Origin of the sequence: Bombella pollinis, assembly GCF_026385485.1 — a bacterium.
Taxonomy (GTDB): domain Bacteria; phylum Pseudomonadota; class Alphaproteobacteria; order Acetobacterales; family Acetobacteraceae; genus Bombella; species Bombella pollinis.
In genome coordinates this window covers 68890-86197 of the sequence record NZ_JANIDX010000008.1, presented here as the reverse complement: position 1 = coordinate 86197, position 17308 = coordinate 68890, and the positions used below count along the sequence as shown (strand labels likewise).

The window sequence follows — 17308 nt, the reverse complement described above, 5'->3', positions numbered from 1 at the left end:
GAGAGCGGTAAAGCCGAGCCTCTAGGCGCAGTCATCCTCGCTCGCGCGACTGAAAATACGGTAAGTACGCCTCTCTCCAGCCGGCCGTGGCGGATGACAGTTGTGGTGCCGCTGGCTTTCTCTTTATTAACCCAACCGCGCCTCGCTCTGGATGGCAATAGCCCTATTACTCTGCGTTGGCAATCTTGTGTGTCTATAGGCTGTATGGCCTCGCTGGATCTGACTACAGCACAGGCTGCGGAGTTCAGAACAGGTAAAAACGGGCATATTATGGTGGATAAGGTAGTGGGTGGTACGTTGACCATCAATTTCGTCATGGATGGCGCCGTTGCCGCATTGGACCAGCTTGAAAGCTGGATCCATCAATCCCCGTTTCGCCGTTAAGACATCGGGGAGCAGGGAGAGGGTTAGCCTCGTCTGGTCGCTTTGAGGTGGCCGGTCCCGTTTGTAATGATGAATCATGATTGTGGCAAATTACAGGGCCTGTGGGTCGCTATAAAGCGATGGGTGCTGCCTGCGAGAGAGGACCGAAAAGGGCGGGTATGTCTTTTCCTCTGGGGCATCCTCCTGGCTGTGTTATTGTCTAGTTTGACGGAGCCTGGGCGGGCAGAACCTTCAACACCGCCTGTGCTACCTGGCTTACCTGCTGGGCCGGGTTCGGCTCAGGATCAGTTTCAGCGGTTTCGTCAGCATCAGCAGCAGCTAGATTCCCTGCCTCCTCCTACGGCTAATGTGCAGATAGCCCCACAGCCAACGCCGCAAGATGCGTCCCCGGCCTGCATGGTCATTCATAAGATAAATATAAATGGAGCTCAGCATCTCCCTGCTGGAGAGCTTAAACATATCGCCACTGAGTATGAGGGGCGATGCCTTGCGGTAAAAGACCTCAATGCCCTGCTAAATCAGTTGAATGCGGCCTATGTAAAGCATGGCTACATCACCTCTCGCGCTTATCTGCCGGAGCAGACATTAAGCAGCGGTACGCTTACCGTCACGGTGGTGGAGGGGCAGCTTGAGGGGGTGGATATACAGGGTCGGGCACGGCGGTTAGTTGATGTCATGGCCTTCCCTGGGCTGAAGGGCCATATTCTCAATCTGCGCGACCTTGAGGAAGGTGTGGAGCAGATGAACCGCCTGCCCCATTTTGGCGCACAGATGAAGATTAGCCCCGGTACGAAGCCCGGTACGTCCCGCGTGACGGTCAATGCGCCGGAGCAGAACATCCTGCATGGTCAGCTCTGGGCGGATAATAACGGCCAGAAGGCGACAGGCCGAGTGGTTGGTCATGCGCTGCTGAGTGCGGAGAACCCGCTGGGTTTGTTAGATATGTGGTCGGTAGAATATGACCATTCTCTACGCGGGCCGGATCATGGGGCACGAGGTACGTCCTTCCTCTCAGCGAATGGGTCAATTCCCTTTGGATATTGGACATTTTTTGGTTCGTGGTGGCAGTCGCAGGATGCTTATCCACTTTTAGCGGGAACGGATATTTATCACCTTACTGGCTCAAGAATGGACTGGCAGCTAGGGCTTTCTCGTACGCTATGGCGGAATAATACGGGCGTGACTACCGCGCAGGTTTCTTTTGAGCGCAAAAGCTTCGGTTCGCAGGTAGATCATACCAATGTTTGGAGCCAGAGCGGGCGGCAAGCTTACGTAAATGCCAATATTAGTGAATCTCTCCATATCTGGGGGAGTAGCTGGTATATTACAGGCGGGGTGAAGATTGGCATAGACGGGGCGGGGAGTTGGAATTACTACGCCCATCCCGCCTGGAATGAGCCACATCGTGCCTATGTAAAGCCCATGCTGGATATTGATGGTTATGTGCCTTTTGCTGCGCGCTGGCTCTGGCATACCACCATGCATGGGGAGGTTAGCTCTCATGATCAGAACCCGACCAATGAGTTGCAAGTAGGCGGCCCATATACGGTACGCGGTTTTCTGGAGCAGGCGTTTGTCGGCAATAATGGCGGGTACATGCGTAATGACCTCTCCTTCTCACCGGAGACGGATACGCTGAGATGTGGCCCTTACACTGGGTTTTGTCGCGCTTTCTTCAAAGGAGTGCAGTTTTACGGCGCGCTGGATTTTGGCGTGGTGCGCGCCGGTTTTGCCTCGCGTGCGACCCCAGCGGTGTTGAAAGGCGGCGAGATGGCGGGGGTAGGGCTTGGCATCCGTAAGGCAAGCGGGGTGCTCTTTTGGGATGTGATGCTGACCCATGCCATCGCCCGTGGTCCGCTCCCTGCTGAGGGGCTGATTACCTTCTTCAGTGCTGGGATACGGATGTGAGTGAGATGATAGAGAATCAAAAGGTACATGATGACATGGTAGGGCCTTCCCTGTTCCAGCGGATTGTGAATCTCTTTTGTGCTTCTGTGCTGCTCATGGCCTCAACGGCCACACAGGCATTAGCCCAGCAAGCCCCACCGCAGATTGTGGTGGACCCGGCTGGCCATGGTCCCCATCCCGTGCTGGATAAGACCCAAAACGGACTTGACCAGATCAATATCATCCAGCCCAACGGGGCGGGTGTGTCTCATAATATGTTCCGTGCCTATGGGGTGCCTCAGCGTGGTGTAATCCTTAATAATGCTACTCATGATACTCAAACGAAGATAGGCGGTGTGGTGTTGGGTAATACCCAACTGCATGGCCATGCGGCGGGGCTGATCCTTAATGAGGTGACAGGCCCACTGCCCAGCCAGATATTGGGTTATACCGAGGTGGCAGGGAAGCAGGCTGCGGTGGTGATTGCTAACCCGAACGGGCTAACCTGCAATGGCTGTGGCTTTATCAATACGTCTCGTGTCACGTTGGCTACGGGTCATCCAGAGCTGAATAGTCAGGGCGGGTTACAGGCTTTTACCATTGCGGGCGGTACGGTGCATTTCGGGGCGCAGGGGGCTGATTTTGCCACTGTGCCAGTGTTAGACATCTTATCGCGGCGCGTGAAGATTGACGGGCAGGTTAATGCACAGCGGGCTAACCTTGTGCTGGGGCGTAATCATGTAGCTTATGGCAGCAATGCTGTTACACCCTTGGCGGATGATGGGCGCAAAAAGCCGGAATTAGCTGTTGATACTGCTGCGTTAGGCGGGTTGTACGCCAATAGCATCTATATGATCGTTAATGAGGCCGGGGCTGGTGTACGGGTGGATGGCACCATGGCCGCTAATGCCGGTGATATGCATTTGGATGGGCGGGGTAATCTTGTTCTTAATGGCACTATGGCGGCTTCTGGGAATGTGGTGGCGCATCAGACAGGGCCTATCCAGCTTGGCGCACAAGGGCACGTTTATGCCGGGGAGCAGGCGGAGATTCATAGCCAAGATGGGCTAGAGAATGCCGGTCACATTGCTACACAGAACGGTACGTTGAGCCTGCATACAGAGGGCGTGCTGAATAATAAGGGCATTATTTATAGTCAGAATGGGGCGGCCCATCTTCATGGGCATGACATTACCAATAGCGGGCAAATCATTACCGGACAGGATGCTTTGCATCTAGAGGCTGAGCAGCTCACGAATAAAGGCGGGTTGATTTACGGTAATGGAGGGGTTGAGGCGGTTATAGGTCGGCAGATTGATAACCGACAGGGTGTGATACAGGCAAATGCGGGAGACCTGCATTTAGCCACAGCTCAGCTTCTGAATGACGGGGGCGGGTTGGTGGCACTCTCCCCCACTCATGGGTTGGTGATTGACCGGGGAGGTGATGGTACTCCCTCTGCCTCTGCACGCGACAGCCTGACAGATTTTCAGAATGGCCAAGGGCTTGTGGAGAGTGCGGGGGACCTTCGCCTTGCTGTTACGGGGTTGAACGGCTTGGATCAGCTCATAGCGGGACGGGACCTTACTGTTACGACTGCTTCTTTGGTTGGGCGTGAGGTTTTGCAGGCTGGGCGTAATGTGGATGTCAGCTTGCCGGGGGCTTATAGCATCGCTCAGGGAGGGGGGATTCTCGCGGGGGGAGGTATTCAGCTCACGGCGGGTAGCGTGAGCAATGACGGCGCGCTTTCCGCTCAGGGAGGGGCACTGTCTGTTACGAGTGGGGGAGACCTGCGCAATACGGGGGTGATGGAAGGGGCCAGCGGGGTACGGTTGACCCTACCGGGCACCTTGACGAATAGCGAGGGGGCCATCCTTGCTGATAATGGTAGTATTGCCCTTAGTGGGCCGAATGGTCGGGCTATGGCAGGGCTTTACAATCAATCCGGCCAGATTACCGCCTCTGGGGCTACGAGTGACCTTGTTATTTTGGCGGATCAGCTGAGCAATACTATCCTTAAAGGCACGCAGGTTGCACAATCCCGCCATACCTTCTGGAGCCAGGGCCGGGGTGATGGGGATGCGGATATTGCTGTCCCTCAGGGTCTGTTGAACGCCCAAGGGACACAGGGGACGGGTTATGTGCGGTTGTTGGTTTCGCATAAACATCCCCGTGGGCGTCGTGGGGCTGCCCATGCCTATGAGGAAGAAACCCATACGAGTGCCAAGAGTGCCGAGCCTCTGCTCTCAGCGGGGCAGGACCTATTAATTACCAGTGCAGGCGGCATCCTTAATGATGGGGGTCATCTAGCGGCTGGGCGTGATGTTGCTCTTAGTGGTGGGGCTCTCAATAATATTGGCTATCAGAACGAGCGGCGGTTTTTCCTTTCTTGTGATGACCATGCAGGTTGTAGCTGGGATAGTAGCCATGCCGACCCAGCTTTTACCGGCTCTACCCCCGGTGGCAAGAAAGGTTACCGGCCGCCGGCGCAGCAATGGGGGCCGACAGTCCAACTTCCCGGCGTGCAGGGCAGTATTACGGCAGGCCGTACTATAACGGGAGATTTCACTGGGGCGATTAATAACAGCACAAAGATTGCCCATGCTACGGCCCCTCTCTCTGGCCATAGTGCCGTGTCATTACCTGGCCTGCAAAGTGATAAGCTGACCCCGGTTCGTCCCGCTGATGCCGCAAAAGCCCATAACCTTACCTCTCTCCCGGGTTTTAATAGTGGCGATAGACCTACCCAAACCTTGCCTTCCGCAGGGATTAGCGGGGTGTTGGATAGTCTTTCTGCTGGGCATACGCTTTTTGTGCCTAATCGTTCTCCTTCTGTGCATTATCTTTTGGAGACGAACCCTCGTTACGCAAGCTTTGCGGGCCTTCATAGCTCGGATTATCTGTTGGGGCGTCTTGGTCATTCCATGGGGGATTATCGTTTCCTCGGGGATGGTGGGTTTGATGCCCGTTATATCCAGCAGCAGATTGTCTCGGCTACGGGGCAGGTCTTTTTGGGCGGTACGTACCAGACAGCCGACCAACAGATGCACAGTTTGTTGGATAATGCGGCCAATCAGGCCAAGGAGCTTGGTTTAACCTTCGGTGTGGCCTTAACCCCGGAGCAACAGGAGAAGCTGACACATAGCATCGTCTGGTATGTGCCTGTTAATGTAGATGGCCAGATGGTGTTGGCCCCTAAACTCTATCTCGCCCCCGGGGAGGAGCAGCTTGTTTCTGGTGGGGTGATAGCCGCTAAGACGATTACGCTTTCGGCAAATGAGGTGACCAATAGTGGGCTGATTACCGCTCAAGATGGGTTGGGTATTACCGCGATAGCAGGTGATTTAGCCAATCTGGGGGGCAGTATTAGCGGTAATGATGTGGCCTTGGCTGCCCTGCATGGCAATCTGCGCAATGAGAGCGTGCTAAACCAGCAGCGCATTGTAGGCGGCATGCAGGATGAGATGGTCCAGCAAGGCAGTATCCTCGCCCGTGGTAAGGCGCAGTTGCAGGCGGGGCAGGACATCACCTTCAAGGCGGGTAGCTTGAGTGCCGGAAGTGATGCCAGCCTTGTAGCGGGGCGTGATGTTACGCTGGATAGTCTGGCCGCTCGCGGGTCAGGTGGGGTGAGGAGACATCATTTCACGCAGACGGGCAGCTTTGTGAAGAATTATGGCTCCAGCGTGATGGGCAACGGGACGGTGGAGGTGACAGCCTTGGGGGGGAACCTTACCTTGGCAGGCTCTGGCGTTATGGCCGACAAGAATGCGCTTCTGCAAGCGAAGGATAATCTAGCCCTCAATGCTGTAACGGATGAGCAGCATAGCTATAGCCAGAGCGTCAGCCATAGCTTGTTCCGTAAAAAGACTATCGTCCAGAGTTCTGACAGTACGAATGAGGTTGGTAGCCTTGTCGTAGCGAATGATAATGCTGTGCTGAAATCTGGTGCGGATATGGCCATCAAGGGTACGGTGAGCGGCAGTCAGAATGCAGCACTAACCGCCGGTGGTGCACTGAGCATTGATGCACTGAAGGATACGGCAGCATCTTATTTTGATCGTAAGAAGTCTGGCCTTAGCCTGTCTCTAGGCAAGGATGGGAAAACATCAGCCGGATATGGAAAGTCTCACCTCACGATAACAGGGGAGGGTGCGGATTGGACTTCCAGTATCCTTTCGGCAGGACAGGGTGATCTGGCGATTACGGCGGGAAAAGCCGTGAATGTAACGACATCATCGCTTAGTGCTGGGCGTGATCTCTCAGTGGATGGAGCATCAGTTAGTTTTCATAATCATACCCAGGATTCCAGGAACACACGGAATAATAAGACCTTTTTTGTTGGCGGCTCTTTTGGTGTGGCGGAGGATTCCCTGCTTGGGCAGGCCTTGCAGGCGGCTTTGTCGGCCAGTCAGACCAAGGGCAAAGGAAGTGGCATGCTTACGACGCTTAATGCCATGGAAGGTGCTTATGGTGTTGGTAGTGGGATTGCTAAAGCACTGAGTGAAAGGGCCTTGGCCCCGGCAGGTAGTCTGTATAACGGTGTTGGCAAGGGGGGAAGCCCGATGGGTACGAACCTTGCTGGGGTTAAGGCTTCTGTTGGTTTTAATAGTAGTAAGGATTATTCGGAGCAAAATAGCCATACGGTTGAGGGGGCAAGTGCGACAGCAGGGCGTCAGCTGAGTATGGTGGCACGTGGGGGTGAGAGAGAGGCGCCGGATAATGGTATTATTCATCTGACTGGTGCACAGCTGAAAGGGCAGGATATTTCCCTTGAGGCACAGAAGGACATAGTGCTTGATGCGGGCTGGAGCAGCAGTGATTCTTATAGTCGTTACAAGAGTACTTCTGCTTCGGTTGGTGTGGAGGCGAGTGTAGGAGCGACAAATGTTGGCTTCAGTGCTCAGGCATCTTTTCAGACACAGAAACAAGTTCAGGAATCGCATGAACGGCAGGCTGAGGATACGGTAATTTCTGCCACGCATGGGGTGCGTCTTCATGCTGGGGACTTGCTTGCATTAAATGGTGCGGAAGTAATAGCGCAGCGGATTGATACGCAAAGTCGGGCGCTAAATATCACAAGCCCACAGAATGTGTTTGATTTTCAAAGTCATAGCATGCAGGCGGGAGCGCATGTTTCTGTACCAATTATGTCACCTGGTGAGTTCGGATTGGGAGGAAGTTTTGAGAAGCAAAACACAAAAGATCATTTTGCTTCCACCGGGAAGACGCTTTCTGGGTTTTATGCGGGTAATCAGGGTATTGGTGTTGATGTTGCGGGTGATACGAGCCTGACAGCCGGTGTGATTTCTAGCACGGCGGATAAGAGCAAGAATTATCTGAATACCAAGAGCCTGACGGCGGGAAGTGTCAAAAATGTTTCTGCTTGGAAGAGTAGGAGTACTGGTGCCAGCCTAGATATTGGCAGCGACATGCTAAGCAGCGTGGGCGGCGTGCTGGGGACTATTGGGCTGAATGGCGTTGCCAATAGTGCGGGCATGATAGGTAGTAGCCGGACACATGATGAGAGCAGCGAGAGCCAGTCTGCTATTAGTGGCAATATTACCATCAATGCCCAGAGCCAGAATGGGCGCTATAGCCGTGATGTGGATCATGCCAATAAGGCCCTAGCCAATAAGTTTGATGCGCAGAAACTCCAAAACCAACTACAGGCCAGCCAGCTAGGGACGCAGCTTGTGGGACAAGTTGTGGGCAGTGTGGCTGATGCGCTGGGGACGAAGCGAGATAGTTTCGGTCATGTTGTTAAGGCAGGCGTACCAGGTTTTGATGATGGCAAACTAAGTGATAACTGGGCCCGTATTATCCTAGAAGGAGGGGCAAATGCGGCAGTTGCCGCCTTGACGGGCGGGAACCCCACCGTTGCCGGAGCAGCGACCGTTGCAGGAAAGGTTGCGTCTATTTCGGCAGCTCCTGCAATTGGTAGGTTAAGTGCTTCGATATTTAAGGATGATAGAGCTGCTATTACTTTTGGCAATGCGCTTGATAATGTTCTGGCGGGTGCAAGTGGCGCCGCTGTGGGAGCGGCTATTGGCGGGCATCAGGGGGCGTGGAATGGAGCTGTTACGGCTTCAATCATACAGCAATATAATGATGCTGTATCAGATAAGATTAATGAAGCCGTTGCGAGAAAGCGTATTTCTGATAGTGAAGCGGCTCTTTACAAAAATCATGCTGCAATGGTCCGTGCGGCAGCAGCTTACATGCATGCTTTTCCTGAGGGTGATTCATCGCAAGGATTTTGGAATGCTGATGGTTCTGTGAATATGAAAAACAATGCCGATAAAGATTATCATCTTCCTACTGAGGATGAATTAAGGAAGGAAGGAATTGATGGTTATGAAGGATTGAGAAAGTTACTATATCATCCCATCGACCCCATGAATGGGAAGCCGACTGATCTTGTTGGGGCATTGTATATACCTAATGATATAAAAGACAAAGCCACGCCAGTATCAGTTGTTTATCAGGGGACTGACCCGTTTAATCCTAGACAATTACAAGAAGATTTCTTCCAAAATATAGGGTTTGATGGTTCGGGATTTGGCGGGAAATATTCTTTAACTGAATATCGTGTGGCACAGGATATTGCGATAAAGTTATCTAATACGACATGGGCAAAGAATGGTCATATGATGTTTAATGGAAATTCATTGGGAGGTGGTTTAGCGATAGTTTCTTCTAGAGTGACGGGGATTCCTGCTTATGTTACAAACTCTGCATCCGTGAATGATTATACCTATGTGTATAAAAATGGGGATAGTTCTATAAATGCTGTCTATGTTAAGGGAGAATTTTTACATATGTTGCAAACTGTCTCTTTTTATGTAACTGTGTTTGGCCATCCTCCCGTAAGTGGTGGAAGTTCTATGATTACTCCACCACTTGAGGATAATGTAATGAGAGGAGTGAGGGTTGATTATATTGATCCAGCTAAATCTGATAAAAATATAAGACCGAGGTTTTTCAAATTACATTATGCGTCTGCAGCTTATCGAGCTGTTGTTGAGAGGTTGAATAAAGATTTGGAGAAGATAAAATGATCAATAGGATGATTTATGTTATAGAATTATTATACTTTTTTTATTTTTCTCTTTCATTATTTTTGAGAGAGTACGATTTTTTTATGGTTAAGTCATTCACTATTTTTTGTTTGTTATTGTGTTTTGTATATAAATCAGAGGGAGAGGAGTATTTTTTTTCAACTATTAATTTACTTCTCTTTATCTCTTTCTATTTATTTGATTATGTAAAAGTGATTTTTAGATATGGCCTTACATTCCCAATTAGTTTGATGGTGTTGGGGGCGACTGCAGATGGAGGAGGTTTTTCTGAGAAGAAATTAGAGGATGTCACTGATATTGCAGAAATATTCTTTGTAATAATCTATGTATATATATTTTTCTTTTTAAGAAAAAATAGAAAATATATAAGTAAAAGTAAAGTTATTGAATATATTATAATGATAATTGATTATGTGTTCTTAGCATACCCTAAACATATTAGATGGTTTTAATATAAGTATCGTATTGAGTATGGAGATTATTATCTAGAGTCCTGATAATATGAGAAGAAAATGTTTGTCTTAGACGTTATATCATTGCGGCATTAGTATGGATTGACCTAGCATAGGATAATATGATGACGTATATTATATCGGCTAAATCCGTATGCTACCAAGAGTTTTTACATTACATTATGCGTCTTATGAGAAAGATATTATATTTATGTATGGAGATAGATTATATATAGTTTTTCAACTATATTGATTTGGATAAATTATTATAGTGTTTAATAAATAAGAGGAAAAAAAGTTTCATCATCCGAGTTGCTGCTTTAAAAGTGTTGCCAATAGTGCGGGCATGATAGGTAGTAGCCGGACACATGATGAGAGCAGCGAGAGCCAGTCTGCTATTAGTGGCAATATTACCATCAATGCCCAGAGCCAGAGTGGGCGCTATAGCCGTGATGTGGAGCATGCCAATAAGGCTCTAGCCAATAAGTTTGATGCGCAGAAACTCCAAAACCAACTACAGGCCAGCCAGCTAGGGACGCAGCTTGTGGGACAAGTTGTGGGCAGTGTGTTTGAGGGCATTGATGATGCCCGTGCCGCAGTGCATCGGAGAGATGGAGATAAGTCAGCAGAGCATACAGGGCTTTTCTCTACGGAGGATATTGCCCGTAGCCTAATTGAGGCAGGCGGTGTCGCAGGGATTGCAGCATTAACGGGCAGTCATGTTGGGGCGGCGGGGCTTGGCACCTTAGTAGGCAAGCTATCTGCTATGGGGATGCGTCCTTTGGCGGAGGCCGCGGCTTCTGATTTAGTCGGTAGGAGCGGGGTGCTGCATGATAGTCTTGCCCATTTGATGGAGAGTGCGGCGGCCTCGGCTGGTGGAGCGGTTGGAGGGTTAGTGGCTGGTGGAGGCAGAGCCTCTGTCAATGCGCTTAACGGAGCTGCTGCAGCGAGTGCGATTGAGCAATATAACGATCAGGCTCATGAGAAAAAAAGAGAGGAAGAGGAAAAAAGGCGGGAGGAGCAGGAGAGAGGGGTTGAGGCACATGGTGTAGAGAATATACATGTCACAGCTCCGCGGCGTCATAAGCTAATGAGTGAGGACGAATATCATGTTGCCTCTGCCGTTCTTGGGGGGATTGGTCTGTTGCCGATTCCGGGTCTGGGTGAGGCTACTGCCATTCTCGCTGTTGGGCTTGATGTGGTAACTGGCCATTATTCGAATATACTTCCCGACGCTCTAGGTGTTGTTCCAGTCTTGCATGAGGTAAAAAGCGCAAAGAAAGCAGTAGAATTTGGAGTAATTTTTGGGGAAAAAGTTGCGTCCAAAGTTGAGCGTTTTTTAGGATTAGGGCGTGAAGAGCCTGCCTTGGGGTATGCAGGTCAGACTTTGTCTGAGGTGCGTGGTGCAGAGGAGGGTAATAAAGAGTCTGTTGTTTACAGCATGCGACAGGACAGAGAGTCGAATGCGGAAGCAGGTGGAATAGGAAGGACGAGAGGTGGAGGTAGTGAAAGAGAGACAGATAGTGTTCATAATATTGAAGAATTAATGAGGCGTCCTGGATTTGGAGAAACGTTGAAAAAGAATTCCACGAAAACGGGCAGACAGTATAAGGGTTCTAATATTTATAGGGCTGATAAAAACATTAAAGATGAGAGAGGGGTTAAGATTCTAAACAAAGGCGATCATTTTTATCTTGATTCCCTTCATCATGATCATTTAGAAGTTTTTTCGAAGAAAGGAGATTTAGAAAATGTTCTTAATCTAGATGGAAGTGTGAATGAAGATAAGATAAAAAAATTGGTGATGCTGGAAGAAAGTTAAGAAAATGATGCGTAAATTGGTTAAATATGTAATTTGTAGAGCAAGGGATAAAGATATTTCTGAGGGGCTCATGGATTCTTTCTCCTCTTTTGGGGATGAGATGAAGCAATCTATTACTCTTTTTAGGGAACTTAATAAAATAAGTGATTGGTATGCTGTAGATAATTTGGTTTCTCCAGTAGTTAAATTTTATTCTAGTCTAGCAAGGGTAATGAATTTCTATGGGTTGCTTTATGATGCTATTCAGGATGTGTTAGATATTCATGAAAATGACTCTTCATCCTATGAGGTAAATTTTGGTGAATTGTATAAAAATATTTTATTTGAAGACAATAAAAACCTTGACATCATCTGTTTTCAAAAGGAATTGGAGATTTTTTATGGCAAACTTTCTTCATGCAGGAATAGTTCATTTTTGAAGAATTTTATCTTTTTAGAGGATGAGTTTACATCTTTTTACAAGAAAGAAAAAGATCTTCAGATGGCAATTAATGTATTTTTTTCAGAAAAAGCAAAGCATAGTGAATTTTATGACGTTCCCTTTTTGTTAAATATTAATTTTTTCCTCATTAGGGTAAGTGATTTTTTGTCTGCATGTCGGATTTCCGTATGCTCTTTAGTAGAATATATGTAATTCATCGATTATGTTATTGGCCATCTAAGTTTTTTCAATATTATTGACACGTTTAAATCTGAACGTAGGTGTGGTGTTGGTATTGGCGTATCTTCGGGAGCTTTTAATGTTGTGGAATAGACGTTGAAATAAATATAAAATCAAAGCAATGTTATTGGCGACTTCGGCCGGTGTGGGGGGTGGCTCCTTTTGTTAAGGTGTTTAACGGAGTTGCTGCCGTGAATGTAAATAAGCTTCAAAGAGCTGCTTTGGGGAGGAGAAGGTTAGGGAAATGATGTATAAATTCGTTAGACATATAATCTTTAGAGCAAGGAATAAAGATAGTTCTGGTAAGCTTATGGATTCTTTCCTTTTGTTTGAGGAGCATATTAAGGAATCCGTTGACCTTCTCCAGAAGATTAATAATATTAATGATTGGTCTGCTACAGATGATTTAGGTTTGTTATTGGATAAATTTGGCTATAGTTTATCAAGAGTAATAAATTTCTATGAGGTGCTTCATGAATCCCTTCAATATTTGTTTCATATTCATCTAAATGACTCTGTACCCTATAAAGTGAACTTCAGTGAATTGTATAAAAATATTTTATTTGAAGATAATAAGAATCTTGACGTTATTTGTTTTCAGAAGGAGTTGGAGCTTTTTTATGGTAAACTTTCTTCATGCAGAAATAGTTTGTTTTTGAAGGATTTTATTTTTTTGGAGAGTTATTTTACATCTTTTTACAAAAAAGAAAAGGATCTTCAGATGGCAATTAATGTATTATTTTCAGAAAAAGCAAAGCATAGTGATTTTTATGATGTCCCTTTTTTGTATAATATTAATTATTTTCTTTTGAGGTTAGAAGATTTTCTGTCTTCATGTCAGATTTCCATATGCTCTTTACGAAGATATATGTAAGTCATCAATTATTTTATTAGACAATGGGCGATGTCTAGGTTCTGGTTCATCGTGAAAATGGGGATAAGTTGGCACAGTAGTAGCCCTTTAATAGCAAAGGCACTTTTCCTGATGATGGCGCGTTTTTAAGCCAACGTCGTATTAAGTATTGAGAATGTTGTGATAGGGTGTGAAGAGGCTATTTTTGGTGCATAAGCATCTTTTCATCAAGTAAGGGATTTTTAGTATAAGGATATGTTCTGATGTATTCGTATGACTATGTTCTCAATTCCACTGAGTTTAACGAGTTGGGCACGAAGGAGATGAGGGCGTTTAAAGAATGGTTTTTATCCTCGCTAGTGGCTTTATGAGGTGTCTCTGTCGAAAGGTTGAAGGGGAAAATCATCAAAATTAGGTGCGGGATTATCTGACGAAGGGGAAGGTATATGCATTAATATAGGTGTCTATATGGCGATGGTATTTTGGCATCAAAACGAAGCTTTTACTTGGCATTTTTATTTAAAACGGAAGAAAAGTTTTGATTATGGACAACCTACAATAGCTCTATTTGGACTAAATTATATGAATACGCTAAGAGTTTCTGCCGTTTCCTTTTTAAGAGTTATTAAAAAAGAAGGAGAAGAAAGTCTATATGGTATAGGTCTGGAGGGGGGGGCTGCAAATATTTTATGAGCTTTATGGGTGAGAGTTCTGTAGGATTAGAGGCAGATAAGCTTACACTAGGGAAAAGGATGTATAAGAGATGATTTCATTTAAAAAGATTGCATATACTAATGTTTTTATTTTATTGTTCAATCTACTAATTGAGATTTTTTATAGAAATCTGTTTTTTACAGCACTTTATATCTCTATAGAAATAGTAATTTTGTTTATCTTTTTTCGGAGGGTAGGGTTATATTTTCCAGAGCGTAAGGTTTATAAATATGGGAGAAGGTTAATTTTATTAATATACATATTACATTTGTTTATGCTTTTCTTTTTTAAAGTAGGGTCTACGCTTATATTATCTTTGATGATACCAATATTGCCTATTCTTATGTCGGTGAGTGCATTTGATATAATAGCTTGGACTTATCAAAAAGGTTTTTCTTATATAGCGAAAGATGTAACACGAGCAATCTTTTGTCCTATTGTTAATATATATATGTATGCATTATTTTTTAGGTGTTTAAAATCTTATTGGAAAGATGATTATAATTGCATTAGCAATCATGATAGAAAATATATAAATATTTATTTGTTAACTATTTTTATGCAATGCTTTATAATTCCAGTGTGCGTTGCAGTATTGATGCAGCATTATTAGTATGGATTTGGGATATTATTGGGTATAATAGACCGAGAAATGTAGAAGATTAGCTCAATAAAAAGGCGCATCCGGGTGGATGCGCCTTTGTGTATCACAGCAATTCTAATTACTTAGACCAGCGTAACAGTTGTTTTGATGTTGCCTTTGGTGGCGTTGGCGTAGGGGCAGACGAACTCGGTTTTCTTCAGCAGCTCAACCGCTTTGGAGCGATCCATGCCGGGGATGGAGGCCTCGATAGCGACCTCAAGACCGAAACCGCCATCGCCACGGGGGCCGATGCCAACGGTGGCTTGCACATGGGTATCGGCTGGGATGTCGATTTTCTCCTCACCAGCGACGAACTTCATAGCACCGAGGAAGCAAGCTGCGTAGCCAGCGGCAAAAAGCTGCTCTGGGTTGTTTCCCTTGCCATCGCCGCCCATTTCTTTGGGGACGCCAAGCTTGACGTGGAAGCTCTTATCGGTTGTTTCGGCAGAGCCATCACGGCCACCGGTAGCGCGGGCTGTGGTTTTGTAAACGACATTAACGGACATCAACATAGCTCCCGGCCCGACCGGTTGCGGGCCTTCTAGGGTTGTCTGACAAGGCCTAGCTCGTAGCAACGAGTATGCCTTCCCCCCAGAGATGGGCCTTTTTGAGAGCAAGACAATGGGGGAAGAGGAAAATAATAGGGGCTAAGAGCCATAAGGCCCGTCAGTGAGGTTGGGCGAGGAGACGGGGAGGTCTGCGAGGATGGCGATGTTGCTTTGGCAGCTGAGGACGGCGGCCTTCTCTGCAGGGGTAAGGCGGGCGAGGGCGATTTCGAGCGTTGGGCTTTCCTGCAATTTGAGGGAACCAGTGAGCAAGGGAACAGAGATAGGCTCCCCAGCTTTACGCGGTGGGGGTAGCGTGGCGAGGTGGGCGTGCCGTAGGGCTGTATTGCTCCGCAGAGCGTGAAAGGCCTCTAAAATAACAGGGTGAGGGTGGTTGCGCTCTTCAGCGGCGCGTTGGAGGATGGGCGGAGGGGTTGTTTCTTCTGGGATGAGGAGTAATCCGGCTTTGCGGGCCCATGTCCCCCAAAAGCGACTACCGGTTAGCCCGACAAGAGGAATAGCAATGAGCAGGCCAACCAAGACCGGGAGCATCCAAAGGAAAAGTGCGAGAGAGACCGACCAAGCGGCCGCACTGAGGATGAGGCCAAAGAGGCTATAGAGCCAATATTTACGAATTGTATCGCCCCAAGGCAGGCTACCATCATCACGATTTTGGGCAGACCAGCCAGAATCGCGGCCTAAGAGAATGGAGAGAATGGCCGAGGTTTGGATGAGCATAGCGATGGGGGCAATGAGCGCACCAAGAAGGGTCTCCAAAATAATGGAGATAGAAAGGCGTATGACCCCGCCCGCTTGTTGACGTTCTTGCTTATCAAAGCAAATAGCGAGGAAGGCGAGGGCCTTGGGGGCGAGCAGCACAACCATGGTTTGGATGAAAACCAGCCGCGCCAGGATGGGGTCCACATGGGGCCAATGTGGGTAGAGGCTGCGTTGGGTGCTGAAATATTCGGGGTGGTAGAAATGCGCTTGTAAAGCAATCAAAATCCCAAAAAGGAGAAAGAGCAGCCAAAGCGGGGACATGATGTAAGAGCCTATCCCTACCAACATGTGCGAGCGGCTGACCCAGTGCATACCCTTTGTAAAAAGGATGCGCGCATGTTGGAGATTGCCTTGGCACCAACGGCGGTCCCGCACGGCGATGTCGGTAAGGGAGGGGGGGCTTTCCTCATAAGACCCCATAAGGCCGGGGACCATATGGATGGCCCAGCCGCCACGGCGCATCAAAGCGGCCTCGATGAAGTCGTGACTAAGGATGTGCCCACCAAAGGGGGGCTTGCCGCGCAGATGGGGGAGGCCAGCTTGCTCGGCAAAGGCTTGAGTGCGGATAATGGCGTTATGGCCCCAATAATTGCCCTCTGAGCCATGCCACCAGGCAATGCCCTGAGCAATGAGCGGACCATAAACGCGCCCGGCGAATTGTTGTAGGCGGGCAAAAAGGGTCTGCCCTCCCACAATGACGGGGAGACTTTGGATGAGCCCGACTTGCTCATGCTGCTCCATTGCAGCAGCCATACGGACAATGAGACTGCCATCCATGAGGCTATCAGCATCAAGGGTGAGCATAGCTGGGTAAGCCCCACCAAAGCGTGTGACCCAGTCCGCAATGTTGCCGGCTTTGCGGTCCGTATTTTTAAAGCGGCGGCGATAGAAAAGATGCTGGCGTGCGTAAGCGTGTTGGTGGAGGTCCAGCACGGCTTGTTCTTCTTGCACCCAAATATCAGGGTTGGTCGTATCGGAGAGGATAAAGATGTCGAAATGCTCGCCACGGCCTGTCTCTTGCAAGCTTTTCAGCATAGCGCGGAGATTGAGCATCACGCGTTGAGGTGGCTCGTTATAAGTGGGGAGCAAGATGGCGGTGCGGCTTTTTAGCTCCGGCAGGGGGCCGGTGCGGCGGATGCCAAGGCCTAGCCCACCATGGCGCAGCATGGACCAGAACCCGCCTAAGGCTGATGCGCAGGAGAGGGAGATCCAAAAGCTGAGGATGGTAAATAGCCCTAGCATCACCATCCCGAGGAGGCTTGTGCCGAGTGAGTTAAAAACGGCATTGATTTTGACAACACTATAGGCTGTCAGCGCAAAGGCCATCCCAAACACAAAGAGGCGGCGTAGCCAGAGGAGGGTGGGTGTGGTCGGTAGCCGCCAGAAGGCCCGCCCATGTCGCTCCGGTGCTTTATGGAGGGATTGCACCGGCATGGACAGGGGGGATTCAGGTGGCAGGAAGGTAGTGATGTGAGGGCTGGTCATGGG

Annotated in this window: 10 protein-coding genes; 8 read left to right on the top strand and 2 right to left on the bottom strand. The window is 48.3% G+C overall.

Annotated features, from left to right (window positions below; translation table 11 throughout):
* The 8 genes from NQF89_RS08425 to NQF89_RS08390 all read left to right on the top strand — a co-directional run.
* Positions 1-384, top strand: a 384-nt coding sequence (locus NQF89_RS08425; protein WP_266137963.1) for an invasion associated locus B family protein, incomplete at its 5' end; no start/stop codon positions are given.
* Positions 385-573: 189 nt separating this feature from the next.
* The gene (locus tag NQF89_RS08420; protein WP_266137962.1) at positions 574-2292 is read left to right on the top strand and encodes a ShlB/FhaC/HecB family hemolysin secretion/activation protein; all 1719 of its coding nucleotides are present in this window, start codon (positions 574-576) and stop codon (positions 2290-2292) included.
* A gap of 35 nt (positions 2293-2327) precedes the next feature.
* Positions 2328-9329 carry a two-partner secretion domain-containing protein gene (locus NQF89_RS08415; protein ID WP_266137961.1) on the top strand — a complete coding sequence of 2334 codons (7002 nt, stop codon included), beginning with the start codon at positions 2328-2330 and terminating at the stop codon, positions 9327-9329.
* An 83-nt stretch (positions 9330-9412) separates the two neighbouring features.
* The gene (locus NQF89_RS08410) at positions 9413-9802 is read left to right on the top strand and encodes a hypothetical protein (protein ID WP_266137960.1); all 390 of its coding nucleotides are present in this window, start codon (positions 9413-9415) and stop codon (positions 9800-9802) included.
* A gap of 346 nt (positions 9803-10148) precedes the next feature.
* Positions 10149-11624, top strand: coding sequence for a hypothetical protein (locus NQF89_RS08405; RefSeq protein ID WP_266137959.1), 1476 nt, complete (start codon positions 10149-10151; stop codon positions 11622-11624).
* A gap of 4 nt (positions 11625-11628) precedes the next feature.
* Positions 11629-12258 (top strand): hypothetical protein, encoded by a 630-nt coding sequence (locus NQF89_RS08400; RefSeq protein WP_266137958.1) that lies wholly within the window; start codon positions 11629-11631, stop codon positions 12256-12258.
* Between the two features lie 271 nt (positions 12259-12529).
* A complete protein-coding gene (locus NQF89_RS08395; RefSeq protein WP_266137957.1) occupies positions 12530-13159 on the top strand; it encodes a hypothetical protein in 630 nt (209 codons plus the stop codon).
* 447 nt (positions 13160-13606) lie between these two features.
* Positions 13607-13831, top strand: coding sequence for a hypothetical protein (locus tag NQF89_RS08390; protein ID WP_266137956.1), 225 nt, complete (start codon positions 13607-13609; stop codon positions 13829-13831).
* Between the two features lie 747 nt (positions 13832-14578).
* On the opposite strand, the gene NQF89_RS08385 is transcribed toward NQF89_RS08390, so the two are convergent.
* Both NQF89_RS08385 and mdoH read right to left on the bottom strand, forming a co-directional pair.
* Complete coding sequence (locus NQF89_RS08385) at positions 14579-15007, bottom strand: organic hydroperoxide resistance protein (RefSeq protein WP_457851386.1); 429 nt, start codon at positions 15005-15007, stop codon at positions 14579-14581.
* A 135-nt stretch (positions 15008-15142) separates the two neighbouring features.
* Positions 15143-17305: a glucans biosynthesis glucosyltransferase MdoH gene (gene mdoH, locus NQF89_RS08380; protein WP_266137955.1), complete on the bottom strand. Its 2163-nt coding sequence runs from the start codon at positions 17303-17305 to the stop codon at positions 15143-15145.
* Between the last annotated feature and the right edge of the window lie 3 nt (positions 17306-17308).